The organism is Streptomyces sp. NPDC006529 (genome assembly GCF_040611795.1).
In the GTDB taxonomy this organism is placed as follows: domain Bacteria; phylum Actinomycetota; class Actinomycetes; order Streptomycetales; family Streptomycetaceae; genus Streptomyces.
On sequence record NZ_JBEXPB010000015.1, the window covers coordinates 76703 to 101365 of the forward strand.

The 24663-nt window shown below is 72.4% G+C and carries 23 protein-coding genes and 1 pseudogene; 9 read left to right on the top strand and 15 right to left on the bottom strand.

Annotation, left to right across the window (positions count from 1 at the left end; genetic code table 11):
- Positions 1 to 10: 10 nt before the first annotated feature.
- Positions 11 to 1078: a hypothetical protein gene (locus tag ABZY31_RS14170; RefSeq protein WP_356409181.1), complete on the bottom strand. Its 1068-nt coding sequence runs from the start codon at positions 1076 to 1078 to the stop codon at positions 11 to 13.
- Between the two features lie 92 nt (positions 1079 to 1170).
- The gene (locus ABZY31_RS14175) at positions 1171 to 1965 is read right to left on the bottom strand and encodes an IclR family transcriptional regulator (RefSeq protein ID WP_356409184.1); all 795 of its coding nucleotides are present in this window, start codon (positions 1963 to 1965) and stop codon (positions 1171 to 1173) included.
- A gap of 135 nt (positions 1966 to 2100) precedes the next feature.
- On the opposite strand from ABZY31_RS14175, the gene ABZY31_RS14180 reads away from it, so the two are divergent.
- From ABZY31_RS14180 to ABZY31_RS14195, 4 genes are all read left to right on the top strand, one after another.
- Positions 2101 to 3645 carry an aldehyde dehydrogenase (NADP(+)) gene (locus ABZY31_RS14180; protein WP_356409187.1) on the top strand — a complete coding sequence of 515 codons (1545 nt, stop codon included), beginning with the start codon at positions 2101 to 2103 and terminating at the stop codon, positions 3643 to 3645.
- A 107-nt stretch (positions 3646 to 3752) separates the two neighbouring features.
- Positions 3753 to 3974, top strand: coding sequence for a hypothetical protein (locus ABZY31_RS14185; RefSeq protein ID WP_356409190.1), 222 nt, complete (start codon positions 3753 to 3755; stop codon positions 3972 to 3974).
- A gap of 104 nt (positions 3975 to 4078) precedes the next feature.
- Positions 4079 to 5293 carry a TerD family protein gene (locus ABZY31_RS14190; protein WP_356409192.1) on the top strand — a complete coding sequence of 405 codons (1215 nt, stop codon included), beginning with the start codon at positions 4079 to 4081 and terminating at the stop codon, positions 5291 to 5293.
- Between the two features lie 113 nt (positions 5294 to 5406).
- Positions 5407 to 5586, top strand: a complete 180-nt coding sequence (locus tag ABZY31_RS14195; protein ID WP_356409195.1) for a hypothetical protein — start codon at positions 5407 to 5409, stop codon at positions 5584 to 5586.
- Between the two features lie 49 nt (positions 5587 to 5635).
- Here the strand turns inward: ABZY31_RS14195 and ABZY31_RS14200 are convergent, their stop codons facing one another.
- On the bottom strand, positions 5636 to 7081 hold the full coding sequence (locus ABZY31_RS14200) for an alkaline phosphatase PhoX (protein WP_356409198.1): 1446 nt from the start codon (positions 7079 to 7081) through the stop codon (positions 5636 to 5638).
- A 172-nt stretch (positions 7082 to 7253) separates the two neighbouring features.
- The gene (locus ABZY31_RS14205) at positions 7254 to 8813 is read right to left on the bottom strand and encodes a hypothetical protein (RefSeq protein ID WP_356409201.1); all 1560 of its coding nucleotides are present in this window, start codon (positions 8811 to 8813) and stop codon (positions 7254 to 7256) included.
- Between the two features lie 246 nt (positions 8814 to 9059).
- On the opposite strand from ABZY31_RS14205, the gene ABZY31_RS14210 reads away from it, so the two are divergent.
- Entirely contained in the window at positions 9060 to 10904 is a 1845-nt protein-coding gene (locus ABZY31_RS14210; protein WP_356409204.1) for an endonuclease/exonuclease/phosphatase family protein, read from the top strand.
- A gap of 194 nt (positions 10905 to 11098) precedes the next feature.
- Entirely contained in the window at positions 11099 to 11353 is a 255-nt protein-coding gene (locus ABZY31_RS14215) for a hypothetical protein (protein ID WP_356409207.1), read from the top strand.
- 108 nt (positions 11354 to 11461) lie between these two features.
- Here the strand turns inward: ABZY31_RS14215 and dapD are convergent, their stop codons facing one another.
- The 11 genes and pseudogenes from dapD to ABZY31_RS14270 form a co-directional block, all read right to left on the bottom strand.
- On the bottom strand, positions 11462 to 12442 hold the full coding sequence (dapD, locus tag ABZY31_RS14220; protein WP_356409210.1) for a 2,3,4,5-tetrahydropyridine-2,6-dicarboxylate N-succinyltransferase: 981 nt from the start codon (positions 12440 to 12442) through the stop codon (positions 11462 to 11464).
- Positions 12443 to 12664: 222 nt separating this feature from the next.
- Positions 12665 to 13181 (bottom strand): annotated as a pseudogene (locus ABZY31_RS14225) (hypothetical protein); the annotation flags it as partial.
- Positions 13178 to 14572 (bottom strand): hypothetical protein, encoded by a 1395-nt coding sequence (locus ABZY31_RS14230; RefSeq protein ID WP_356409213.1) that lies wholly within the window; start codon positions 14570 to 14572, stop codon positions 13178 to 13180. The gene ABZY31_RS14230 and the pseudogene ABZY31_RS14225, both read right to left, overlap by 4 nt.
- A 241-nt stretch (positions 14573 to 14813) precedes the next feature.
- On the bottom strand, positions 14814 to 15158 hold the full coding sequence (locus ABZY31_RS14235; RefSeq protein ID WP_330329783.1) for a metal-sulfur cluster assembly factor: 345 nt from the start codon (positions 15156 to 15158) through the stop codon (positions 14814 to 14816).
- The gene (gene sufU / locus ABZY31_RS14240) at positions 15155 to 15616 is read right to left on the bottom strand and encodes a Fe-S cluster assembly sulfur transfer protein SufU (RefSeq protein ID WP_053681643.1); all 462 of its coding nucleotides are present in this window, start codon (positions 15614 to 15616) and stop codon (positions 15155 to 15157) included. The genes ABZY31_RS14235 and sufU overlap by 4 nt, the downstream gene beginning before the upstream one ends.
- 40 nt (positions 15617 to 15656) lie before the next feature.
- Complete coding sequence (locus ABZY31_RS14245; RefSeq protein ID WP_356409216.1) at positions 15657 to 16913, bottom strand: cysteine desulfurase; 1257 nt, start codon at positions 16911 to 16913, stop codon at positions 15657 to 15659.
- Positions 16910 to 17677 carry a Fe-S cluster assembly ATPase SufC gene (gene sufC, locus ABZY31_RS14250; RefSeq protein ID WP_356409219.1) on the bottom strand — a complete coding sequence of 256 codons (768 nt, stop codon included), beginning with the start codon at positions 17675 to 17677 and terminating at the stop codon, positions 16910 to 16912. The genes ABZY31_RS14245 and sufC overlap by 4 nt, the downstream gene beginning before the upstream one ends.
- A 7-nt stretch (positions 17678 to 17684) precedes the next feature.
- Entirely contained in the window at positions 17685 to 18002 is a 318-nt protein-coding gene (locus ABZY31_RS14255) for a non-heme iron oxygenase ferredoxin subunit (protein ID WP_330329787.1), read from the bottom strand.
- Complete coding sequence (gene sufD / locus ABZY31_RS14260) at positions 18002 to 19213, bottom strand: Fe-S cluster assembly protein SufD (RefSeq protein ID WP_356409221.1); 1212 nt, start codon at positions 19211 to 19213, stop codon at positions 18002 to 18004. Before sufD ends, ABZY31_RS14255 begins: the two co-directional genes overlap by 1 nt.
- A gap of 67 nt (positions 19214 to 19280) precedes the next feature.
- Positions 19281 to 20696: a Fe-S cluster assembly protein SufB gene (gene sufB, locus ABZY31_RS14265; RefSeq protein ID WP_356409224.1), complete on the bottom strand. Its 1416-nt coding sequence runs from the start codon at positions 20694 to 20696 to the stop codon at positions 19281 to 19283.
- The gene (locus ABZY31_RS14270) at positions 20693 to 21472 is read right to left on the bottom strand and encodes an ArsR family transcriptional regulator (RefSeq protein ID WP_356409227.1); all 780 of its coding nucleotides are present in this window, start codon (positions 21470 to 21472) and stop codon (positions 20693 to 20695) included. The genes sufB and ABZY31_RS14270 overlap by 4 nt, the downstream gene beginning before the upstream one ends.
- A gap of 173 nt (positions 21473 to 21645) precedes the next feature.
- Between ABZY31_RS14270 and ABZY31_RS14275 the strand changes: the two genes are divergently transcribed.
- The 3 genes from ABZY31_RS14275 (at position 21646) to ABZY31_RS14285 (ending at position 24661) form a co-directional block, all read left to right on the top strand.
- Entirely contained in the window at positions 21646 to 22572 is a 927-nt protein-coding gene (locus ABZY31_RS14275; protein ID WP_356409230.1) for an ABC transporter ATP-binding protein, read from the top strand.
- On the top strand, positions 22569 to 23351 hold the full coding sequence (locus ABZY31_RS14280; protein WP_356409233.1) for an ABC transporter permease: 783 nt from the start codon (positions 22569 to 22571) through the stop codon (positions 23349 to 23351). Before ABZY31_RS14275 ends, ABZY31_RS14280 begins: the two co-directional genes overlap by 4 nt.
- A gap of 152 nt (positions 23352 to 23503) precedes the next feature.
- A complete protein-coding gene (locus ABZY31_RS14285) occupies positions 23504 to 24661 on the top strand; it encodes a hypothetical protein (RefSeq protein WP_356409236.1) in 1158 nt (385 codons plus the stop codon).
- Positions 24662 to 24663 lie beyond the last annotated feature (2 nt).

A 24663-nucleotide genomic window follows, 5' to 3' on the forward strand; every position in this document is an offset into this window, starting at 1 on the left:
GACCACCCGCTCACCGGTCCGTGCGCCGGGCGGTGAGGAACCTCGCGAGCACGGCGACCCCGAGCAAACCGGTGATCATCTGGCCAGCGTAGGCCAGGTACATGCCACCCGTGGTGCCCTGCGCACCCTCGAACTCCCCGCTCAGGGAAGCGATCAGGAGCCAGGCCCCCCAACTGAGCGCCGCCGCCGAGCCGGTCCACGCGAGGGCCAGCGGCCAGCGGGCCCGGCCCCGAGCCGATCCCCTGCCCGGCCACCACCCCCGGGCCAGGAGCACCGCGCCCGCACCGGCGCCCCCCGCACAGGCCGCGTGGATCACCGACACCACGGTCCAGTCCGCGGTGCGCTCGGCCCGCTGCCCCGCGGTCAGCCCGGCCGTGCCCCCGAACCCCCAGTACAGGTAGGCCGCGCCCACCAACAGGCCCGCCGCCGCCGCGGCTCCCGCCACCACCCCCGTGGACGACGGAAGCCGCGGACCCGGCACGCCCTGCCACCGGTGGCCCCAGCGCTGTCGCGCGTAGGGCACGAACAAACCGGCGAGGGCGAGTCCTTGAACGGTGAAACCGGTGTAGACGACGTCGAACACCCACGGATCGAGGAAGGGCTCCCGGACGGCCCGGGCCGCGCCCGTGTCCGCCTCCACCCCCAGCGCCCGTATGAGCAGCTGGCCCGGAAACCCCGTGAGGATCGGCGTGAGCAGCCCGGTGGCCACGAAGGCGGGGACGACCAGCAGCCAGGCCGGCACCCGCATGCCCCAGGGCCGGGTGAGCACCAGCACGAGGGCGATGAGGCAGGCGTCCATCGCCAGCGTCAGGGAATTGGCCACGGTGAAGAACAGCCCCGGATCCCGCAGCACGCTCCCCCGCGGTATCCCGATCCCGCTCCCCGCCAGCCAGGCCGCCTTGAGCGTCAGGTACGGCACGGTGGCGGCCAGTGCCACCGCCCCCAGGACCCTGCGGCCGACACCGATGCCCGCCCCGGCCCCGCCCGCCGTCCCGAGTGCCGGGGATTGCGGGCCGGGTACCTGGTCGAGGTCCGCCGATCGCGTCGGATGCGCCGTCTTCACGGCTCGCGTGTTCATGGGTCCACGGTCCCGCCTGCGCCGCCCCGCCACCTCCCCCGTGAAGGTGATCCGTCTCCCCCGCCCGGGGGAGACACCCCGGGCCGGACGCCTCACATCCGCCGCGTCGCCACCGTCAGCCGGTCCCGCGCCTCGAACAGCGCCGCCTTGATCGCCCGCTCGTGCCCCGGCGTCAGCCGCGCCACCGGCACCGAGCAGCTCACCGCGTCCCGCGCCGGAGTCCGGTAGGGCACCGCGACCCCGAAACAGCGCAGCCCCAGCGTGTTCTCCTCCCGGTCCACCGCGTACCCCTGCTCGCGCACCAGCGCCAGTTCCTCGATCAGCGCCTCGCGGTCCGTGATCGTGTGCTGCGTGACCGCTTCCAGCCGCTCCGGGAGCAGCAGCCGCACCTCCTCGTCGGTGTGCGTGGCCAGCAGCGCCTTGCCCAGCGCGGTCGAGTGCACGGGCAGCCGCCGGCCGACCCGGGTGAAGGGGCGCAGGTAGTGCTGGGACTGGCGGGTGGCCAGGTAGACCACGCTCGTACCGTCCAGCCGGGCCAGGTGGATGGTCTCGGTGGTCCCGTCCGAGAGCCGGTCCAGGGTCGGCCGGGCGGCCGCGACCACCTCGTCCCCGTCGATGTACGAACTGCCGACGAGCAGCGCCCGTACCCCTATGCCGTAGCGGGTCCCCTGGGCGTCGGTCTCCACCCATCCCATGCCCACCAGCGTGCGCAGCAGCATGTACAGGCTGGACTTGGGCAGTCCGAGGTCGTGCTGGATGTCGGCCAGGCTGTGCAGACCGGGCCGCGCCGCGAAGTGCTCCAGCAACCGCACCGTCCGCACCGCGGACTTCACCGGCGCGCCCGCCGCCGCACCCTCCTCCGTACCCGCCGACCCGGCTGTCGTCATGCGCGTTTTCGCCCCTTTGCCTTGTCAACCCCGAAGACCCGGAAATAGAGTCCGCAGCGGATGTGATCATTCATCCACCAGAACGGCGTTCAGAATACTGAACGATCCCTCTCCAGGCCCAGGAGGCAGTGCAGCATGGCAGGAACACCAGTCTGGAGTGTGGACCCCCGTACCGGGAAGCAGCGCGATCAGGTCGCGGCCGAGGCCACACCCCGTGAGGTGGACCAGGCCGTGCGCGCGGCCCACGCCGCCCGCGGCGCGCTCGCCGACCGCGCCGTCCGCGTCGCCTTCCTGCGCGCCGCCGCCGCGCTCCTGGACGCCTCCGCCGCGCAGGTCGTCGAGGCCGCCGACGCGGAGACCGCCCTCGGCGCGGGCCGCCTCACCGGCGAGCTGGGCCGCACGACCTACCAGCTGCGCGCCGTCGCCGACGCCGTCGAGGACGGTTCGTACCTCGACGTCCGGATCGACCGCGCCGACCCCGACCTCAGCCCGCCCCGGCCCGAACTGCGCCGCTACAAGGTGCCGCTCGGCGTGGTCGCGGTCTACGCCGCCTCCAATTTCCCGCTCGCCTTCTCCGTCCCGGGCGGCGACACCGCCAGCGCGCTCGGCGCGGGCTGCCCCGTCGTGGTCAAGGCGCACCCCGACCACCCCGCCACCTCCGCGCTGTGCGCCGCGCTGCTGCGCCGCGCCGCCGAGGAGAGCGGGCTGCCGCCGGACGTGGTGTCCGTCGTCCACGGGTTCGACGCGGGCCTGGAGCTGATCCGTCACCCGCTCGTCAGCGCCGCCGGGTTCACCGGTTCCATCCGGGGCGGCCGGGCCCTGTTCGACGCGGCCGCCGCCCGGCCCGTCCCCATCCCCTTCCACGGCGAACTGGGCTCCCTGAACCCGGTGGTGGTCACGCCCGCGGCCGCCGCGGAGCGCGCCGAGGAGATCGGCGGCGGCCTCGCGGGCTCGGTCACGCTCGGCGTCGGCCAGTTCTGCGTCAAGCCCGGGCTGGTGCTCGTACCCGAAGGAGCGGACGGCGACCGGCTCACCGGCGCGCTCACCAAGGCGCTCGGGGAGACCGGTCCGGGGGTCCTGCTCGACCACCGGATGCGGGAGAACTTCGTCGCCGGCGTCCGCGAGCGGGCCGCGCTGCCCGGGGTCACCGCGCCCGTCGCGCCCGGATCCGGCGGCCCGCACACGGTCGGCGCGGGCTACCTGACCGTCGCCGCGAACGGCCTGCTGGCCGAGCCGCAGACGTACGGGGCGCTGCTGGAGGAGTGCTTCGGCCCGGTCACCGTCGTCGTGCGGTACGCCGACCAGGGCGAGGCGGCCGCCGTCCTGTCCTTGCTCTCCGGCAACCTCACCGCCACCCTCCAGCTGTCGGCGGCGGAGTGTGCGGGCACCGGGCCCGAGGGCGCGACCGCCCCGGCGACGGAGCTGATCGGGCTGGTCACGCGGCTGGCCGGGCGGGTCGTGGTGAACGGCTGGCCGACCGGTGTCGCGGTGGCCCCCGCCCAGCACCACGGTGGCCCGTACCCGGCCGCGACCTCGCACTCCACCTCGGTCGGCGGGACCGCGATCGAGCGGTGGCTGCGCCCGGTGGCCTACCAGTCGGTGCCGGACCCGCTGCTCCCGCCGGAGCTGCGCGAAGCCAACCCGCTGGGCCTGCCCCGCCTGGTGACCGGCGCCTCCTAGCCGCTCCCTCAGCCGGACGTCATGACGGCCGTCGTGGCGTCCGGCCCGGGCCGCCTCGGCGGCAAATCCGGTTGCCCGCGCCTCCCGGCGGGAGGCAGGCTGCCGCCATGCCGAGACCGCACGGATTCACGTACGAACAACGCCGCGACGGCGCCGTCGTCATCACCCACCAGGGCCGCGCGGCGGGCACCCTGCGCGGGGCGCGGGCGGAGAAGTTCCTGGCCGAGGTGGCGTCGGGGGATGCCCAGCTGGTCATGGCCCGCTGGACCGGCGCCTACAAGTTCGGCAACGAGCGGACGGCGCGGAACCACCCCCGCAACCGCCGGTAGCCCGCGGCCCGGGACCAGCAGGGCCGGACGGGGCCGGATGGGGCAACCGGATGCGCCGCTCGCGGGTAAGGGAACGGCAAAGGGCCTTCGGTCGTTCTCCCGGCATGACCGCTATGACCCCTGGTTCGAACCTGCCGCTCCATGCCGTCCGCGTGACGGTGGATGTGGCCGCTCCGGTACGGCTGGACGTATCCGGGCTCCTGCTCGCCGCCGACGGCAAGGTGCGCTCCGACGCCGACTTCATCTTCTACAACCAGCCCGCCGGCCCCGGTGTCAGCTACCGGTCCGGTGGCGGTTCGGCGCCGGACTCGATCACCGTGGACACCTCCGCGGTCCCGCCCGGCATCGAGCGGATCGTGGTGACGGCCAGCCCCGACGCCGCCGGGCAGAGCTTCCAGGGCGTCGAGCCCACCGCCACCGTCCGCGACGCCGACGGCGGCGCGGTGATCGCCACCTTCACCCCGCCGCGGCTGGGCACCGAGACCGCCCTGGTGGTCGTCGAGGTGTACCTGCGCGGCGGCGCGTGGAAGGTCCGCGCCGTCGGCCAGGGGTACGCCAACGGCCTCGCCGGGATCGCCACCGACTTCGGCGTCTCGGTGGACGAGGAGCCCGCCGCCCCCGCCCCCGCGCCCGTCCCGGCCGCCGTCCACACCCCGCCGCCCTCCCCCGCCGCGGCCGCCGCCTTCCCGCCGCCGCAGGCGCCGCCCGCCGCCCCGCCGGCCCCGCCCGCCCCCGGCGCCGGGAAGATCAACCTCGACAAGGGCCGGGTCAGTCTCCAGAAGAACCAGACCGTCTCCCTGGTGAAGGGCGGCCGCCCACTGCTCTCCCAGGTCAAGATGGGCCTCGGCTGGGAGCCGGCCTTCGGCGGCCGGGACATCGACCTCGACGCCTCGGTCATCGCGTACGGCCCGCAGCGCAACCACATCGACAGCTGCTACTTCGGCAAGCTGTCGATCCTGAACGGCGCCATCAAGCACTCCGGCGACAACCTGACCGGTGAGGGCGCCGGGGACGACGAGGTCATCGTCGTGGACCTCGGCCGGATCCCCGCCGAGGCCACCGGCCTCGTCTTCACGGTCAACTCCTTCTCCGGCCAGAAGTTCACCGAGGTCGCCAAGGCGTACTGCCGGTTGATCGACGCGGCCAGCGGCGAGGAGCTGGTCCGCTTCGACCTCACCGGCGCCGAACCGCAGACCGGCGTGATGATGGCCAAGCTGATCAAGCAGTTCTCCGGCGAATGGGAGATGACGGCCATCGGAGATTTTGTGAAGTCCCGCACAGTGCGCGGCATGGTCAAGCCCGCCGCTCAGGCGCTCTGACGCAGGTCGGCGCCGCCCGCCGGGTCCGGCGGAGGGCCCGGGGTGACCCACGCCACCCCGGGCCGCGGTTTAACCGGGGGTGGCTGTCAGTGCCCGCCCGTAGCCTTGACCCCATGTACAAGACACTCCCGACCGCGGGTCCCGCCCGCCCGTCCGCCGCAGAGGCGAACGAGGCGATCCGGCACCTCGTCGAGACCGGGGTGGACAGCGAGTGGCCCTCCGAGGCGTATGAGTTCCTCCTCGGCGAGTGGGCCGCGGGCAGCCACGAAGAAGTCGGCTCCCTGGCCCTGTAGGCCGCCGCCGTCCCCCCGGTCCCGGCGACGGGCCCACCCTCCCCTTTTCTCAGTGCTGCTTGGAGCGGCGCCACGGTCCGGTGACCGCCAGCATGATGCCCGGCTCCTGAATGTTGGCGAAGAGCGTCCGCCCGTCCGGGGAGAAGCAGACACCCGTGAACTCCGAGTACTCGGGCTCGGCCGCGGTCCCGATGTTCAGCTCGTTGCGCGCGAGCGGGTAGGTGCGCCCGTCCTCCGTGGCCCCGAAGAGGTGCTGCAGCCCGCTGCCGTCCTCCGCGATGATCAGGCCGCCGTACGGGGACACCGTGATGTTGTCGGGGCCGTCGAAGCCGCCCTCCGCCGACGGGTCGGCGTTCACCCCGATGACGACCATCAGCCGGACCGTGCGCCGCTTCGGGTCGTAGAACCACACCTGGCCGTCGTGCGCCGCGCCCGGGCTCTCCTCGCGGGCGTAGGAGGAGACGAAGTACGCGCCTCCGTCGGCCCACCACATGCCCTCCAGCTTCCGGGCCCGCGTCACCGCGCCCGCCCCGAACTGCTTGCGGACCGACACGGTGCGCGCGTCGCGGTCGGCGACCGTCACCCAGTCGACGCCGTACACGGTGCCCACCGTGGTGGCGCGCGAGAGGTCGTCCACGAACTGCCCGGCCTTGTCGAAGCACTTGGCGGCCGCCAGCACGCCCGCGTCGGGGGCGAGCGTCCGCAGTTTGCCGCGCCCGTGCCGGAAGCCCTGCGGCGGGGTCCAGCGGTAGAGCAGCCCGTTGGGGCCTGAGGCGTCCTCGGTCAGGTAGGCGTGGCCGCTGCGCGGGTCGATCACCACCGCCTCGTGGGCGTACCGGCCGAAGGCCTTCACGGGGCGGGGGTCGCGGTTGGCGCGGCGGTCGTTCGGGTCGACCTCGAAGACGTAGCCGTGGTCCTTGGTCATGCCGTTCTTGCCGGCGAGGTCCTCGGTCTCCTCGCAGGTCAGCCAGGTGTCCCACGGGGTGGCGCCGCCCGCGCAGTTGGTGGAGGTACCGGCGACGCCCACCCATTCGGCGACTTCGCCGCCGCGCCGGACCTCGACGACCGTACAGCCGCCGGCCGCGGCCGGGTCGTAGACGAGGCCCTCGGTCAGCGGGACCGGGTGGGCCCAGTTCTCCCGCTTGCCCTTGAGCTCGTGGTTGTTGACCAGGAGGGTGACCCCGCGGTGGCCCTCGAAGGCGGCCGTGCCGTCGTGGTTGGACGGGGTGCTCTCACCGGAGTCGAGCTTCGTCACGCCGCTGTGGGTGATGACGCGGTACGAGAACCCGGCCGGGAGGGCCAGGAGTCCGGCCGGGTCCGGGACGAGCGGCCCGTAACCGGGCCGGCCCGGGCGGCCGTACGCGTCGGCGGTGGCGGTGTCGTCCGCGGCGAGGGCTCCCGGGGCGGTGGCGAGGGCGCCCACCGTTCCGGTGAGCGCGACGCCCGCTCCGGCGAGGACGGTGCGGGCGGTGAAGTCTCTGCGGCTGAGCGGCATCTGTTCTCCTGGGTGGGGAATGGGCCGGAATCGTGCGGTCGGCGAGGCCAGAATCGCGCCCCTATGTGAACGGCGGCTGACTTCCCCGCCAAGAGGAGTGGTCCCCTTTCCCGCCGTCGATTGGCCGACTCCCACCCAGGAACGGCGTATTAGGGGGCGTCCTCCCTGTCGCCTAGGCTCCGGACGACTGCCGCGAACGCGCCTTGAAGGCCGCCTTGCGGGCCTCCTTGGCGGACCTGCGGTCGGGGTGCAACCGGCCCATCGCCTCCAGCACCTGCGCCGTGTACGGGTGCTCCACCCGCCACACCGCGTCGAAGAAACCCGTGTGATGCGCCGTCAGGCCGGCCATCAGATCCGGCAGTTCAGCGGACTCGGCGTCCTCGGCCAGCTGCGCCGCGATCGTGTCGACGGTCAGCCAGAACACCATGGTCTCGGTAGGGGCGGGGACATCGGCGGCGCCGTGCTCGGCGAGCCAGACCCGGGCCAGCCCGCCGAGTTCGGCGTCGTCCAGGACCGCCCGGACCACCGGTTCCGCGGCCGGTCCGGCCGGGGCGAGGGCCTGCTGGCAGCGCAGGCGGCGCAGCGGCCCGCCGGCGTCCGCGCCACGCGCGGCGGCGAGCAGCTCGGCGACCGCCTCCGGCAGTTCGCGGCCCTCGATCCACCGCTCGATCTCCGCCTGCGCGGCCCCTTCGGGGTAGCCGGACACCGCGTCGAGCAGCGCGTCCGCACCCTTGTCGGCCAGATCGCCGATGGCGGGCGCCTCGACGCCGGCCTCCCGCATGCGGGCGCGGATCCCGTAGAGGCCGAGCGGGGTCAGCCGGACCATGCCGTACCGGGAGACGTCCTCGTCGTCGAGGTCGTCGGGCGCGGGGAGCGGCTCCTCGTCGTCGGTCTCCGCCATCAACTCCTCGTCCACGGGCCGGAAGACGACCAGCCCGATCGGCTCCAGCTGCCGGAACTGGTCGTCCAGGCGCATCATCGCGTCCGAAACCTGCTCCAGCACCTCGTTCGTGGGGTCGGCCATGCCGTCGGGCACGACCATCGAGGCGGCGAGGACGGGCAGCGGCACCGGGGTGTCGGCCGCGCCGCCCTCCGCGACGGTGAGCAGGTAGAGGTTGGCGAGCACGCCGTCCAGGAAGTCGGCCTCGCGCTGCGGGTTCCAGTCGAGCCGGGTGAAGTCGATGTCGCCGCCCGCGTCGAGGGCGTCGACGAGGTCGTCGAGGTCGGGGACCGCCGCGTCCGCGAGGACGGCGTCGAGCGCGGCGAGCCACAGGTCCAGTACGTCGCCGGGCGCGCCGCCGGTCACCAGGGCGAGGTCCTCGCCCGGCTCGGCGACACCGAAGACGTCCGGCGCGGCGTCCGCGTCCGCCTCCGCGTCCTCCTCCGCACCGGCCTCCCCGGCGGCGACCGAGGCACTCGCCCCGGCGTCCTCCTCCGCGAGGTCCTCGACGTCGGTCACCTCGATGAGGCCGGTGTCCACCGCCACCCGCCAGGCCTCGCTCGCGTGCGCCGCCCCGTCCGGGTCGTCGTCCCCGAACCCGAGGAGGCGCACCGCCTCGGGCAGCCGGTCGGCGAGGAGTTCGCCGCCGGCGCCGACCGGGGTACCGGGGGCGGTCCAGCGGGCCAGGCGCACGGCGCGGGCGAACAGCGGTGCGGCGAGGGCGTCGCGCGCCAGTTCGGCCTCGGAGTGCAGCCGGACCGGCGGCAACGTGGGGTGCGCCTCAGCGGGCATGGGGTGTTTCTCCTCGCGTGAACTGTGTGACAGCGCTCACCAGCGTAGACGCATCGGGGCGGCGCCCCGGGGGCCATCGCCTTTGGTTCATCCCACAGTCGGCCGCCGTATCCCCTGGAGGCCTTGACAACGTCGCGGCTCAGGAAGGAAATTGACGCGCGTAGATCTGTTCGGCGGCCCACCCGGATGCCGGACGGGTCGCGCACCCGCTCCGCTTCACCCACCCACACACCGGAGTTCCCGCCCATGCGTTCCTCGCATCCCCGTTCCGCCGCCGTCGCGGCCCTCGTGGCCACCGCCCTGGCCACCGGTCTGCTCGCCGGCTCCGCCGATGCCGCCGAAGGCGCCACGGCCGCCGACCCGGTGCGCATCCACGACATCCAGGGCACCACCCGCATATCCCCGCTGAACGGCAAGCCGGTCGCGGACGTCGCCGGGATCGTGACGGGCGTCCGCGCCTACGGCTCGCGCGGGTTCTGGATCCAGGACCCGGACGCGGACGACAACGACGCGACCAGCGAGGGCATCTTCGTCTTCACCAGCTCGTCGCCGACCGTCGCGGTCGGCGACGCGGTGACGGTCTCCGGCACCGTCGGCGAGTACGTCCCCGGTGGCGCGTCCTCCGGCAACCAGTCGATCACCCAGATCTCCAAGCCCGTCGTGACGGTGGTCTCCTCCGGCAACGCGCTCCCCGCGGCCGTCGCGGTCAACGAGTACTCGGTCCCGGCCGAGTACGCCCCCGCCGGCGACCCCGCCGCGGCCAACGGCATCAACGGGCTGACCCTGGAGCCCGCACGCTACGCCCTGGACTACTACGAGTCACTGGAGGGCATGAACATCAAGATCGGCACCTCCCGCGTCGTCGGCGCCACCGACCCGCACGCGGAGCTGTGGGTCACCGTGAAGGGCTGGGAGAACCCCCTCAAGCGCGGCGGCACGCTCTACGGTTCGTACGAGTCCCAGAACACCGGCCGGCTCCAGATCCAGCAGCTCGCCCCGCTCGCCACCCAGCCCTTCCCCGTGGCGAACGTCGGCGACAAGCTGACCGGCACCACCGAAGGCCCGCTGGACTTCAACCAGTTCGGCGGCTACACCCTGGTGGCCCGCACCCTCGGCACCGTCAAGGCGGGCACCCTCGCCCCCGAGAAGACCAAGCCGCAGGCCGGTTACGAGCTGGCGGTGGCCACGTACAACGTCGAGAACCTCGACCCGAGCGACCCGCAGACGAAGTTCGACAACCTGGCGAAGGCCGTCGTCGAGAACCTCGCCTCCCCCGACATCGTGGCCCTGGAGGAGATCCAGGACGACAACGGCGCCACGAACGACGGCACGGTCTCCGCCGAGCAGACGCTGGCCAAGTTCACCGCGGCCATCACCGCCGCGGGCGGCCCCGCGTACCAGTGGCGCACGGTGAACCCCGAGAACAACAAGGACGGCGGCGAGCCCGGCGGCAACATCCGCCAGGTCTTCCTCTTCAACCCGCTGCGCGTCTCCTTCACCGACCGCGCCCCGGGCGACGCGTTCACCGCGACGGAGGTGACCGCGGACCACAAGGGCCAGGCGGCCCTGACGCACTCCCCCGGCCGGATCGACCCGGCGAACCCGGCGTGGGCCGACAGCCGCAAGCCGCTGGCCGGCGAGTTCGTCTTCCACGGCAAGACGGTCTTCGTGATCGCCAACCACTTCGGCTCCAAGGGCGGCGACGAGGGCCTGACCTCGGTCCACCAGCCCCCGGTGCGCTCCTCGGAGGCCAAGCGGCTGCTCCAGGCGCAGGCCGTGAACGGCTTCGTGAAGAGCCTGCTGGCCACGCAGAAGGACGCGAAGGTCCTGGCGGTCGGTGACATCAACGACTTCGACTTCTCGGGCACCACGACCGCGCTCAGGGACGGCGGGGCGCTCTACCCGGCGATCCAGTCGCTGCCGAAGTCGGAGCGCTACTCGTACGTCTACCAGGGCAACGCCCAGGTGCTGGACCAGATCCTGACCAGCCCGGCGATCACCGGCTTCACGTACGACAGCGTGCACATCAACGCCGAGTTCTCGGCGCAGAACAGCGACCACGACCCGCAGGTGCTGCGCTTCCGCCCGTAACCCGCGCCCCGTGGGAGGCCCGGCCGCCGTCCCGGCCGGGCCTCCCACCCCGAGCCCGGAGCCGGAAAAGGGCCCGGATCGGGACCTTCGGCCCTGGCGTGATCCTGACCACAGCCCCACCGCATTTCGCGATGTGTGGTGGAGAGTGTCCTCACGCCCGATTTCGTACCGCCCGCACTCCCCGGGAGGACCACGTGTTCCCCTCCGTTTCGCTCGCCCAGGAAATCGGCCTCGCCGTCCTGCTGGTGGCCGCCTTCATCTGGATCCTGGGTCTCGGCCACATGCTGTGGGACAGCCGGTTCCACCACCCCGGGCCGGGCGCCTTCGAGGGCCTCCCGGTGATCCCTGCCCAGCGCGACCGCGACGCCCACCCGCTGGAGCGCGTGGAGCTGACGGAGGCGGAACAGCAGGCCTTCGCGGGCCTGGTCCGCACGATCCCGCTGCACTGACCTGCCGGACGGGACGCGCAAGCACAGCGCACGAAGCACAGACGACGCAGGCCCGTCGGCCGGATCTCCGGCCGACGGGCCTCCGTCGTGACGAGCGGTGCGGACGGCTCAGTTGTGGCTGTGCAGGATCTCGTTCAGCCCGCCCCAGACCGCGTTGTTCGGGCGGGCCTCGACGGCGCCGGTGACCGAGTTGCGGCGGAAGAGGATGTTGTCGGCGCCGGAGAGCTCCAGGGCCTTGACGATCTGGCCGTCCGGGAGCGTTACGCGGGTGCCCGCGGTCACGTAGAGGCCGGCCTCGACGACGCATTCGTCGCCCAGCGCGATGCCGACGCCCGCCTCGGCGCCGACCAGGGAGCGCTCGCCGATCGAGATGCGCTGCTTGCCGCCGCCGGAGAGGGTGCCCATCGTGGAGGCGCCGCCGCCGATGTCGGAGCCGTTGCCGACCACGACACCCGCGGAGATCCGGCCCTCGACCATGGAGGTGCCGAGGGTGCCCGCGTTGAAGTTCACGAAGCCCTCGTGCATGACCGTGGTGCCCTCGGCGAGGTGCGCGCCGAGGCGGACGCGGTCGGCGTCGGCGATGCGCACGCCCTTGGGGGCGACGTAGTCGGTCATGCGCGGGAACTTGTCGATCGAGGTGACCTGGAGGTGCAGGCCCTCGGCGCGCGCGTTGAGGCGGACGGTCTCGATCTGGTCCACGGCGACCGGGCCCAGCGAGGTCCAGGCGACGTTGGCGAGCAGGCCGAAGAGGCCGTCCAGGTTCTGGCCGTGCGGCTGGACCAGGCGGTGGCTGAGCAGGTGCAGGCGCAGGTACGCGTCGTGCGCGTCCAGCGGCTTGTCCTCCAGGGAGGAGATCACGGTGCGGACCGCTACGACCTCGACGCCGCGGACCTCGTCGCGGCGGACCGCCTTCGGCGCCCCGGCGCCGAGCAGCTCGGCGGCCTGCTCGGCCGTGAGGCGCTCGGTGCCGGCCGGGCCGGGATCGGCGACCAGCTCGGGGGCGGGGAACCAGGTGTCGAGGACGGTGCCGTCGGCGGCGAGGGTGGCAAGTCCGGCGGCGACGGCGCCGGTGGTACGCGTAGCAGTCATGCCCGAAACCTAACCGGCGACGGCCCGCCGGGGCGAACCGGTCTCATGTGCCGGTCGCGGCGCGCGCCGCGCCACCCGTCCGGACCTGCGCGAACACGCCCGGCACGACGGCCCGGCGGCCCCGGCCGGCGGGGCGTGCAGCGGCTACTTGGGCATGTTCCGCGCGCCGTCGGCCGCCAGGGGCTGCGGCGCTCGCGGGAGCCGTGTACCGGCCGGCCGCGCTCAGTGCGTGGCGGGCCGCAGGACCCGGGCCAGCACCTCGCGGGCGTAGGCCTCGTCGTACGGGGCCCCCGTCAGCAGCGCCTGGAGGCCGACCCCGTCCAGCACCGCCACCAGCGCGCGGGCCGTCACCGGGTCCGTGCGCCGCGCGAGGGCCTCGGCCGTCGCTCCGCACCACTGCGCGGCCGCCGCGCCGCAGCGCGGCGCGGCGCAGGGCGGCCGCCGCGCCGCAGCGCGGCGCGGCGCAGGGCGGCCAGGTACAGCTCGTACTCCAGCTCCATCCGGCTCCATCCGGCTCCATCCGGCTCCGGTCCAGGGCCAGGGCCTCGCCCAGCAGCCGGGCCAGCGCGGTCGCGAGGTCCACCGCCGGGTCGGCCAGGGCGGGGCTCTCGGCGAGGTCCCGGGCGACGCCCTCGTTGGCCGCAGGGCCGCGACCAGCAGGTCGTCCAGGGTTCTTGAAGCGGTAGATCGTCGAACCGAGCGGTACGTCCGCCGCCGCGGCCACGCTGCGATGCGTCAGCCGATCGTGAACCAGCCCGAGCGCGCCTTCTTCCACTCCGGGTGCGTCAGGTCCTTGGCGTCGGTGCCGTCCCCGTACAGGTCCGCCGAGCCGCAGTCGGTGATCAGCTGCACCCGGGCCCCCGGCACGCCCAGGTCCGGCACCTCGACGATGGCCTCCCAGCCGCCCGCGTCCCGGGTCGGCAGGTCGGTCCGCTTCACCGGGGCGTGCCCGGGCACCCCGTCCCAGGAGTACAGGGCGTAGGGGTCGGTGTTGTCGTCGGCGGCCCAGGAACCGGCCAGGATCAGGTACTGGTCGGCCGCGTTCTTGCGGATGTCCCGCACCGCGAGGCCGCCGAGGTCCAGCTCGATGCCCGCGCCGAAGGTGGCCTTGGCACCGCTCGCGAGCACCCGGTCCATGTTGGTCACCGGCACGAGCAGGGCCTTGCCGCCGGGCACCGCGGGGGCCAGCGGCGCGCGGAAGCCCAGGTAGGCGGTGGTGGTGGAACCGGGCGCGAACTCCAGCCCTTCCACGTTGAACCCGTCGATCTGCTTGGGCGCCTCGCCGTCGGCGGTGCCCGCCGCGAACCCGTAGCGGTTCCCGTGCGCCTTGTCCCAGGCCACCAGGTCGTCGCGGAGCTTCTTGTAGGAGCGCCCGTACGCGAGCTGCGTCGTGGACCCGGACCCGCTCACCTTCGTGGTGAACACCGTGTTCCGGGGGGCCTTGTACTCGCCGTCCTTGTTGTTGCCGAGCGAACCGGTCCAGTAGATGGTGTCGCCGACACGCGTGGCGCCCTCGATGTCCACCTCCTTGGTGACCCCGAGCTGCGTGCTGAAGTCCCAAGTGCGCACGGGGGCGCCGGAAGCGGAACGGTCGTACAGCCGCAGCACGTTCGACTCGTCGTCGGCGACGACGGTGTAGCCGCCCCCGACGTCCACGGCCGCCGAGGCGTCCGCGGATCCGGTGAGGTAGCGGGCGTCGGCCGGGTTGCCCACGGCTCCCGAAGCGGCGTACGCGAGGGTCTTGGTGGCGCTCTTGCCGCCGAGCCCGGTCACCTTGACGGTGAGGTTGGTGTAGCCCCGGCCGCGCGCGGTGACGGCGAGCCGGCGGACCGCCCCGGCACCGGTGACGCTCACGTCGCCGGTGCCGGCCACCGAGGACTTGCTCGACGCGGTCGCGCTGACGGTGAGCGCCGACGCGTCGGCGCCGCTCTGGCCCACCGTGACACCGACGACCGGATCGCCGACCCCGCCGACGGCCCCGGAGAGGTACCCGGCGGAGAACGCGATGGTCGGTGTGCCGTAACTGACGGCCTGGGCGGGCATGTTCATCAGGCCGGCCAGCATCAGCGCGGCGATTCCCGCCGTGCCCAGCTGCTTCGTGAACGGCTTCATCGGCTTCATCGGCTTCATTCGGTGTCCCTCGGACGGATGCGAGCGCGAACCATGCGGACCGGAACTCTCGCCCGTGGAGCGGCGGAAGTCCATGGTCATCGTCGAGAAGGTTCGGCGACCGCGGCCAACTCCCGGTGCACGCGATCCGTCCGCCGGGAGAACACGCCGGGAGAACAGCGGCCCGGAAATGCGGAAGACCCCCCGCGTACCCGTGCGGGGGGTCTCTGCCGACGCGCTGCGTCGAAGGTCGTGCGACCGGTCAGACGTTGAAGCCGAGCGCGCGCAGCTGCTCGCGGCCGTCGTCCGTGATCTTGTCGGGGCCCCACGGCGGCATCCACACCCAGTTGATGCGCAGCTCGTTGACGATGCCCTCCGTCGCCGACTTCGCCTGGTCCTCGATCACGTCGGTCAGCGGGCAGGCCGCGGACGTCAGCGTCATGTCGAGGGTGGCGATGTTCGCGTCGTCGACGTGGATGCCGTAGATCAGGCCCAGGTTGACCACGTCGATCCCCAGCTCGGGGTCGACCACGTCGTAGAGGGCCTCGCGGACCTCTTCCTCGCTGGCCGGCGTGATCGACGCCTCGGGCGTCGCGTTCTCGGTCATGCCGTCTTCCTCTCCGCGTCGCCCAGAGCCTGGGCGGTCGCGTCCTTCCACGCCATCCAGCTCAGCAGAGCACACTTGACCCGCGCGGGAAACTTGGCGACACCGGCGAACGCGACCGCGTCCTCCAGCACCTCTTCCATGGCCTCGTCGGGCTCGATCTTGCCCTTCGACTGCATCAGCTCCAGGAAGGTCTCCTGGATCCGGCGCGCGTCGGCGAGGTCCTTGCCGACCAGCAGCTCGTTCAGCACGGACGCGCTGGCCTGGCTGATGGAGCAGCCCTGGCCCTCGTAGGAGACGTCGGTCAGCGTCTCGCCGTCGTACTTCACGCGCAGCGTGATCTCGTCACCGCACGTCGGGTTGACGTGGTGCACCTCGGCGTCGCCGTCGCGCAGGCCGCGCCCGTGCGGGTGCTTGTAGTGGTCCAGGATCAGTTCCTGGTACATCGAATCCAGCTTCACTGCGTCCTCGTCGCCTTCGTCGCCCTCGCCGCCTTCGTCGTTATCCGAAGAAGTTCCGTACGTGCTCCAGCCCGTCGATCAACGCGTCGACCTCGGCCGGAGAGGAGTACAGGTAGAACGACGCCCTGGTGGTCGCAGGAATTCCGTAGCGCAGGCAGACGGGGCGCGCGCAGTGGTGTCCCACGCGGACCGCGATGCCCTGCTCGTCCAGGACCTGGCCGACGTCGTGCGGGTGGATGTCCCCCAGCGTGAAGGAGATGGCCGCGCCGCGGTCCTCGGCCGTGGTGGGGCCGATGATCCGCAGGTCGGGCACCTCCAGCAGGCGCTTGACCGCGTACTCGGTGATCGCGTGCTCGTGGGCGGCGATCTTGTCCATGCCGATCGCGGTCAGGTAGTCCACGGCCGCACCGAGGCCGACGGCCTGGGCGATCGGGGGCGTGCCCGCCTCGAACTTGTGCGGGGCGGGCGCGTAGGTCGAGGCGTGCATCGACACGGTCTCGATCATCTCGCCGCCGCCGAGGAACGGAGGCAGGTCCTCCAGCAGCTCCTGGCGTCCCCACAGGACGCCGATGCCGGTCGGGCCGCACATCTTGTGGCCCGTGAAGGCCACGAAGTCGGCGCCGAGCGCCTGCACGTCGAGCGGCATGTGCGGAGCGGCCTGCGAGGCGTCGATCAGCACCAGCGCGCCGACCTCCTGCGCGCGCCGGACGATCTGCTCGACCGGGTTGACCGTGCCCATGATGTTGGAGACCAGCGTGAAGGAGACGATCTTCGTCTTCTCCGTGATGACCTCTTCGATGTTGGACAGGTCGAGGCGGCCGTCGTCGGTGAGGCCGAACCACTTCAGCTTCGCGCCCGTGCGCTGCGAGAGCAGCTGCCACGGCACGATGTTGGAGTGGTGCTCCATCTCCGTGATGGCGATCTCGGTCTCGCGGTCGACCCGGTAGGGCTCGTCCGCCCAGCCGAGCATGTTCGCGACCAGGTTGAGCGACTCCGAGGCGTTCTTGGTGAAGATCACCTCGTCGCGGCTCGGCGCGTTGATGAAGGCGGCGACCTTGTCGCGGGCGCCCTCGTACAGCGCCGTGGCCTCCTCGGCGAGCACGTGCACGCCGCGGTGGACGTTGGCGTTGTGCTGCTCGTAGTACTCGTTCAGCGCGTCGAGCACCTGGCGCGGCTTCTGCGAAGTCGCCGCGTTGTCCAGGTAAACGATCTTCTTCCCGTCGTGGACCACACGATCCAGCAGGGGGAAGTCCTTGCGGATCGCCTCGATGTCGAGGAGGCCGGGCAGCTGCGTCACGCGGTAGCGCCACCCTTCGTGCTGTACGCCACGTACCCCTCGGCCTCCAGCTTGTCGGCGAGTTCGGCGCCGCCGGACTCGACGATGCGGCCCTCGGAGAAGACGTGGACGAAGTCGGGCTTGATGTAGCGCAGGATCCGCGTGTAGTGCGTGATCAGCAGCGTGCCGACCTCGCCGCTCTCGCGGACGCGGTTGACGCCCTCGGAGACCTGGCGCAGCGCGTCGACGTCGAGGCCGGAGTCGGTCTCGTCGAGGATCGCGATCTTCGGCTTGAGGAGCTCCAGCTGGAGGATCTCGTGGCGCTTCTTCTCACCGCCGGAGAAGCCCTCGTTGACGTTGCGCTCGGCGAAGGCCGGGTCCATCTGGAGCTGCTCCATGGCGGACTTGACCTCCTTCACCCAGGTGCGCAGCTTGGGGGCCTCGCCGCGGATCGCCGTGGCCGACGTGCGCAGGAAGTTGGAGACCGAGACGCCGGGGACCTCGACCGGGTACTGCATGGCGAGGAAGACGCCCGCGCGGGCACGCTCGTCGACGGACATCTCCAGGACGTCTTCGCCGTCGAGGGTCACGGTGCCACCGGTGATGGTGTACTTCGGGTGACCGGCGAGCGAGTACGCGAGGGTGGACTTGCCGGAGCCGTTCGGACCCATGATGGCGTGCGTCTCACCCTGCTTGACGGTGAGGTCGACGCCCTTGAGGATCTCGCGGGCGCCGTTTTCGGCCTCGACGGAGACGTGCAGGTCGTGGATTTCAAGCGTTGCCATGGATACCTCAGGACTCCTGGGTGAGGGAGACGAGCACGTCGTCCCCTTCGATCTTGACGGGGTATACGGGTACGGGGCGCGTGGCCGGGAGCCCGGACGGCTTGCCGGTCCGCAGGTCGAACGCCGAGCCGTGCAGCCAGCACTCGATCATGCAGTCGTCGACCTCGCCTTCCGAGAGGGACACGTTCGCGTGCGAGCAGATGTCGTTGATCGCGAACACCTCCCCCTCGGTGAGGACGACGGACACCGGCGTGCCGTCGAGTTCCACCCTCTTGGGGGTGTCCTTCTCCAGCTCGCTCAGCGCACAGGCCTTGACGTAGGTCATCAGACGGACGCCTGCAGCTCGGTGTCGATCTTCGCCAGCAGGCGCTCCTCGATGTCGTCGACACCGATCTGCTGGACCAGTTCCGCGAAGAAGCCGCGCACGACCAGGCGGCGCGCCTCGTCGGCGGGGATGCCGCGGGACTGGAGGTAGAACAGCTGCTCGTCGTCGAAGCGGCCGGTCGCGGAGGCGTGGCCGGCGCCGACGATCTCGCCGGTCTCGATCTCCAGGTTCGGCACCGAGTCGACCCGCGCGCCGTCCGTGAGGACGAGGTTGCGGTTCATCTCGTAGGTGTCGGTGCCCTCGGCGGTCTTCTCGATGAGGACGTCGCCGATCCAGACCGCGTGCGCGTCCTGGCCCTGCAGGGCGCCCTTGTAGACCACGTGGGACTTGCAGTGCGGGGCGCCGTGGTCGACCAGGAGGCGGTGCTCCTGGTGCTGGCCCTTGTCGGTGAAGTACAGGCCGAGCAGCTCGGCCTCGCCGCCGGGACCGGCGTAGTTCACGCGGGGGTGCAGCCGGACGAGGTCGCCGCCGAAGGTGATCACGATCGACTTGAAGGTCGCGTCGCGGCCGACCAGCGCGTTGTGCTGGGAGCAGTGGACGGCGGTGTCGTCCCAGTCCTGGACCGAGACGACGGTGAGCTTGGCGCCGTCGCCGACGAGGAAGTCGACGTTGGCGGCGCGCACGCCGTCACCGGTGTGGTCGATGACGATGATCGCCTCGGCGAAGGGCTTCACGTCGAAGACCGTGTGGCCGAAGGTCGTGCCGCCCTCGCCGTGCAGCGAGACGCGCACCGGCTCGGTGAGCACCTGCTCCTTGGGCACGGTGACGACCGTGGCCTTGGCGAACGAGGAGAACGCCTGGGCCGCGACGCGGTCGACCGGCGTGCCGGCCTTGCCGACGCGGGCGTCGTCGCGGTCCACCGACTCGATGGTGACGCCCTCGGGCGCGTCGATCTGCGCCTTCATGGTGCCGTTGGCGACCGCGGTGCCGTCGTGGAGACCGCGCAGGCGGGCCAGCGGGGTGAAGCGCCACTCCTCCTCACGCCCGTGCGGCACGGGGAAGTCCGCCACGTCGAAGGACGGGGGCGCGCTCATCCGGGTGGCGACGGTGGATTCGGCGGCCACCGCGATCGCGCCGGCGGTGGTCGAACCGACCGCGGGGGTACCTCCCGGGACCGTCGGGTCCTTGGGGGCGTTCTGAGCCTCTGCCATGGCTGTCGTCTTGCTCTCTTCCTGCGTCGTGCGTCAAAGGGATCTGCGCTGCGGGGGTGGGGCCGGACTAGCCGACCGAACCCTCCATCTGCAGCTCGATCAGCCGGTTCAGCTCCAGCGCGTACTCCATCGGCAGTTCGCGCGCGATCGGCTCGACGAAGCCGCGCACGATCATGGCCATCGCCTCGAACTCGGTCAGACCGCGGCTCATCAGGTAGAAGAGCTGGTCGTCGGAGACCTTGGAGACGGTGGCCTCGTGGCCCATGGACACGTCGTCCTCGCGGACGTCCACGTACGGGTACGTGTCCGAGCGGGAGATGGTGTCGACGAGCAGGGCGTCGCACAGCACGTTGCTCTTGGAGCCGTGCGCACCCTCGCCGATCTCGACCAGACCGCGGTACGAGGTGCGGCCGCCGCCCCGCGCCACCGACTTGGAGACGATGTTCGAGGAGGTGTTCGGCGCCATGTGGACCATCTTGGAGCCGGCGTCCTGGTGCTGGCCCTCGCCCGCGAAGGCGATGGAGAGGGTCTCGCCCTTGGCGTGCTCGCCCATCAGGTAGACGGCCGGGTACTTCATGGTGACCTTGGAACCGATGTTGCCGTCGATCCACTCCATGGTCGCGCCCTCGTACGCCACGGCGCGCTTGGTGACCAGGTTGTAGACGTTGTTCGACCAGTTCTGGATCGTCGTGTAGCGGCAGCGGCCGCCCTTCTTCACGATGATCTCGACGACGGCGCTGTGCAGCGAGTCCGAGGAGTAGATCGGCGCGGTGCAGCCCTCGACGTAGTGGACGTAGGCGTCCTCGTCGACGATGATCAGCGTCCGCTCGAACTGGCCCATGTTCTCCGTGTTGATCCGGAAGTAGGCCTGGAGCGGGATGTCGACCTTGACGCCCTTGGGCACGTAGATGAACGAGCCGCCCGACCACACGGCGGTGTTCAGCGACGCGAACTTGTTGTCGCCGACCGGGATGACCGTGCCGAAGTACTCCTGGAAGAGCTCCGGGTGCGTCTTCAGCGCGGTGTCCGTGTCGAGGAAGATCACGCCCTGCTCCTCCAGGTCCTCACGGATCTGGTGGTAGACGACCTCGGACTCGTACTGGGCCGCGACACCGGCGACGAGGCGCTGCTTCTCCGCCTCCGGGATGCCGAGCTTGTCGTACGTGTTCTTGATGTCCTCGGGCAGGTCCTCCCAGGAAGCGGCCTGCTTCTCGGTGGAACGCACGAAGTACTTGATGTTGTCGAAGTCGATGCCGGAGAGGTCGGAGCCCCAGTTCGGCATGGGCTTCTTGTCGAACAGCTTGAGGCCCTTGAGGCGGAGCTTCAGCATCCACTCCGGCTCGGACTTCTTCGCCGAGATGTCGCGGACGACGGCCTCGGACAGACCCCGCTTGGCCGCGGCACCGGCCGCGTCGGAGTCGGCCCAGCCGTACTCGTAGGTGCCCAGGCCATCCAGCTCAGGGTGAGCGATCTCCGTGGTCATGCGGGGTTCCTCCCGGCGGTGCGTACAGAAGCTGATGCTGATGTGTCGGTCTGTGGGGCGTGCGGGGCGGACGCGGCGCTTCGTGGGATGAAGGTCGTGCACACTCCGTCGCCGTGCGCGATGGTGGCGAGCCGCTGCACGTGCGTCCCGAGCAGGCGGGAGAAGACCTCGGTCTCCGCCTCGCACAGCTGCGGGAACTGCTCGGCCACGTGGGCGACCGGGCAGTGGTGCTGGCAGAGCTGCTCTCCGCTGTGCGGCCCCGGGGCGCTCTTCGCCGTAGCAGCGTACCCGTCCGCGGTCAACGCCCTGGCAAGGGCCTCGGTGCGGTCCGCGGGATCCGCCGCCTCGACCGCTTCCCGGTAGGCGACCGCCTGCGCGTCCAGCCTCGCCCGGGCGAAGGCGGCGACCGCCGCCTCGCCCTGCTCCCCGCCGCCCGCGGACTGCGCGATCCAGCGCAGGGCCTCGGTGGCGAGGGCGTCGTAGGACTGGTCGAAGGCGTCCCGGCCGCAGTCGGTGAGCGCGAAGACCTTGGCGGGCCTGCCCCGGGTCCGGGCGCCGTACACCCGCTGCTCCCGGGCGGCGACCACGTCGTCGGCGACGAGGGCGTCCAGGTGGCGCCGGACGGCGGCCTGGGTGAGGCCGAGCCGCTGGGCCAGGTCGGCGACGGTCGACGGACCGTGGTCCAGGATCGACCGCGCGACCCGGTTGCGGGTGGACCGCTCCCCGGTCGCGAGTTCCCCGTGCGGGGTCTCGGTCAGCCGTTCGCCGTATTTCACAACGCCATTGTTGCGTAATTACCCGCGGACCGACAAGCCGCGCCGGAAGACACCCCTGGTGGCCTCCATCACTAAGGGTTACCTAATGCGTCGACGCAGTGTGACGCGGGAGGGTCCGCGGCCCCCCGACCCGGGGCCCGGGACCCCCCGGGCGGCTCCGTAGACTCACCCGCATGAGCAACGACCCCGCCGTGGAGATCCGCGGACTGGTGAAGCGGTACGGCCCCAAAACGGCGGTGGACGGCCTCGACCTCACCGTCCCGAGGGCCTCGGTGACCGCGGTCCTCGGTCCCAACGGCGCGGGCAAGACGACCACCGTCGAGATCTGCGAGGGCTACCACCGCCCCGACGCCGGATCCGTGCGCGTCCTCGGGCTGGACCCGGTCGCCGACGCCCCGGCGCTGCGGCCGCGGATCGGCGTGATGCTCCAGTCCGGCGGGATCTACTCCGGCGCCCGCGCCGTCGAGATGCTCCGCCACATGGCCGCGCTGTACGCCGACCCCCTCGACACGGGGCTCCTGGTGGAGCGGCTCGGGCTGGGCGACTGCGGGCGCACCCCCTACCGCCGGCTGTCCGGCGGCCAGCAGCAGCGCCTGGCCCTCGCCATGGCCGTCGTCGGCCGCCCCGAGCTGGTCTTCCTCGACGAGCCCACCGCCGGCCTGGACCCGCAGGCCCGGCGCGCGACCTGGGACCTCGTCCGGGAGCTGCGCGCCGACGGGGTCACCGTCGTCCTCACCACCCACCACATGGACGAGGCCGAGCAGCTCGCGGACGAGGTCGCCATCGTCGACGCGGGCCGCGTCGTCGTCCACGGCACTCCCGAGCGGCTCTGCCGCGGCGGCGCCGAGAACACCCTGCGCTTCACCGGCCGACCCTCCCTCGACCTGGGCTCCCTGCTCAAGGCGCTGCCCGACGGCACGCAGGCGGCCGAGACCGGCCCCGGCGTCTACCGCCTCACCGGCGCCATCGACCCACAGCTGCTGGCCACCGTCGCCTCCTGGTGCGCCCAGCACGGGGTCATGCCGGACAGCCTCACGGTCGAACGGCACACCCTGGAAGACGTCTTCCTCGACCTCACGGGCAAGGAGCTGCGCGCATGAGCGCCGGTACGTTCACCCCCGGGCCGGGGGCCGCGCCCGTGTCCCGCATGATCTTCGCGCAGACCGCGCTGGAGACCCGGATGCTGCTGCGCAACGGTGAGCAGCTGCTGCTCACCGTGATCATTCCCGCGCTGCTGCTGGTGCTGTTCTCCACCGTCGACATCGTCGCCGTCCCCGCGCGGGAGGGCGGCCCCGGCCGGTCGGTGGACTTCCTCGCCCCCGGCGTCCTGGCCCTCGCGGTGCTGTCCACCGCCTTCACCGGCCAGGCCATCGCCACCGGTTTCGACCGCCGCTACGGGGTCCTCAAGCGGCTCGGCGCCTCGCCGCTGCCGCGCTGGGCCCTGCTGACGGCCAAGACCCTCTCGGTGCTGGTCACCGAGGTGCTCCAGGTCGCCCTTCTGTCGGTGATCGCGCTCGCGCTCGGCTGGTCGCCGCAGGGGAACCCGCTGTCCGTGGCCGCGCTGCTGCTGCTCGGCACCGCCGCCTTCTCCGGGCTCGGGCTGCTGATGGCGGGCACGCTCAAGGCCGAGGTGACGCTGGCCGCCGCGAACCTGGTGTTCCTGCTGCTGCTGGTCGGCGGCGGGGTGATCGTGCCGATGGAGAAGTTCCCGGAGGCGGTGCGTTCCGTACTCGAACTGCTGCCGATCACGGCCCTCTCCGACGGGCTGCGCGCGGTGCTCCGCGACGGCGCGGGGCTGCCGTGGGGCGACGCGGCGGTGCTGGCGGTGTGGTCGGCGCTGGGCCTTGGCGCGGCGGCGCGGTTCTTCCGCTGGGAGTAGTCTTCCGGCCCCGCTGACCACGCCCCCCGGCGGGGCCGCGCGGGAGTGACCGGTTCCGTATCGCGCCGGCAGGAAGGCCTTCCTTCTGCCGCCGGCTTCCCGCGAGGATGGGCGCCTCCACACTCCACACGACACGAGGCCGGGGGGCGGGCATGGCGCAGCGGGAGGCCGCACTGCGGCTGGACGAACAGTGGGACCGCATCCGGTCGGGCGCCGCGCACGCGCAGCCGGGCGACCGCGCGCGGCTGCTGGGCGAGCTGATCTCCGCCCTGCGGGAGCCCGCGCTCGGCGATCCCGAGTGCGCGGCCCGGCTCGGTCTGCGCCTGGGCGACCTGGCGGCCCGCCGGTTCGCGGACGGGGACCGGGCGGGAGCGCTGTCCGCCCTGGAGGACGGCCTGCGGCACGCGCGGCAGGCCGCCGGGCACTCCCCCGAGTACGCGCGCTGGTACGCCCGCGGCCTGATCAACCAGGGGGTCTGGCTGGCCTGGCCGCTGAGCGACGCCGACCGGCTGCCCCGGCACCCGCTCGGCGCGGCGGCCGAGGAGGGCCCGAGCCCGATGGAGCGGGCGGCCGGCGAGCGGGCCCTGGACGTGACCCGCGCGGCGGTGGACGTCCTGGCCGGGCTGGACCCGCGCGATCCGGTCAACCAGCGCGGCCTGGCCCAGGCCAAGGTGTTCCTCGGGGACCGGCTCGCCGAGCTGGGACTGGCCGAGGACTCGGTCGCCTGGGCCGTCGACGCCGAGCGGGACTTCCGGCGGCTGCTCCAGGTCGGCCCGGGGCCGGAGGAGGCCCGGGAGGCCGAGGACGCCCTGGCCCACATCGAACGCCAGCTGGAACTGCGGCTGCGCTTCCTCGACTTCGCGTCCCTGACGGGGCTGCGCTCGGACGGGCTGCTGCCCGAGCGGCTGCTCCCGCGGGCCGCGGTGGCCGCGCGCATCCAGGGCGTGGAACCGGAGCGGATCGCCGCGGGGCTGCGCCTGGACGGTGAGCGGGTGGCGGAGGCGCTCGCCGGCCTGGCGTGGCGGGCGGTGTGGCGGGTCGACGTGCGGGGCCCCGACGGGCTGTGGAACGTACAGGGACATCCCTGGCACAGCGCCGCAGACGTGACGAACCGGACGGCGGAGCAGGTCGCGCAGGAGGTGTACCGGGGCTTCACCGGCTCCCCGGACTACCCAGGCCCCGGCGCGCATTGGCGGATCCGGGTCTGGTGGCAGGAGGAAGGGGACCCGGCGGGCGCCCGGTTCCGGCTGGTCATCGCACCGGAAGGGCCAAGTGACGCGCCTGACACACCTGGCGGCGCCCCCTCGTGAAA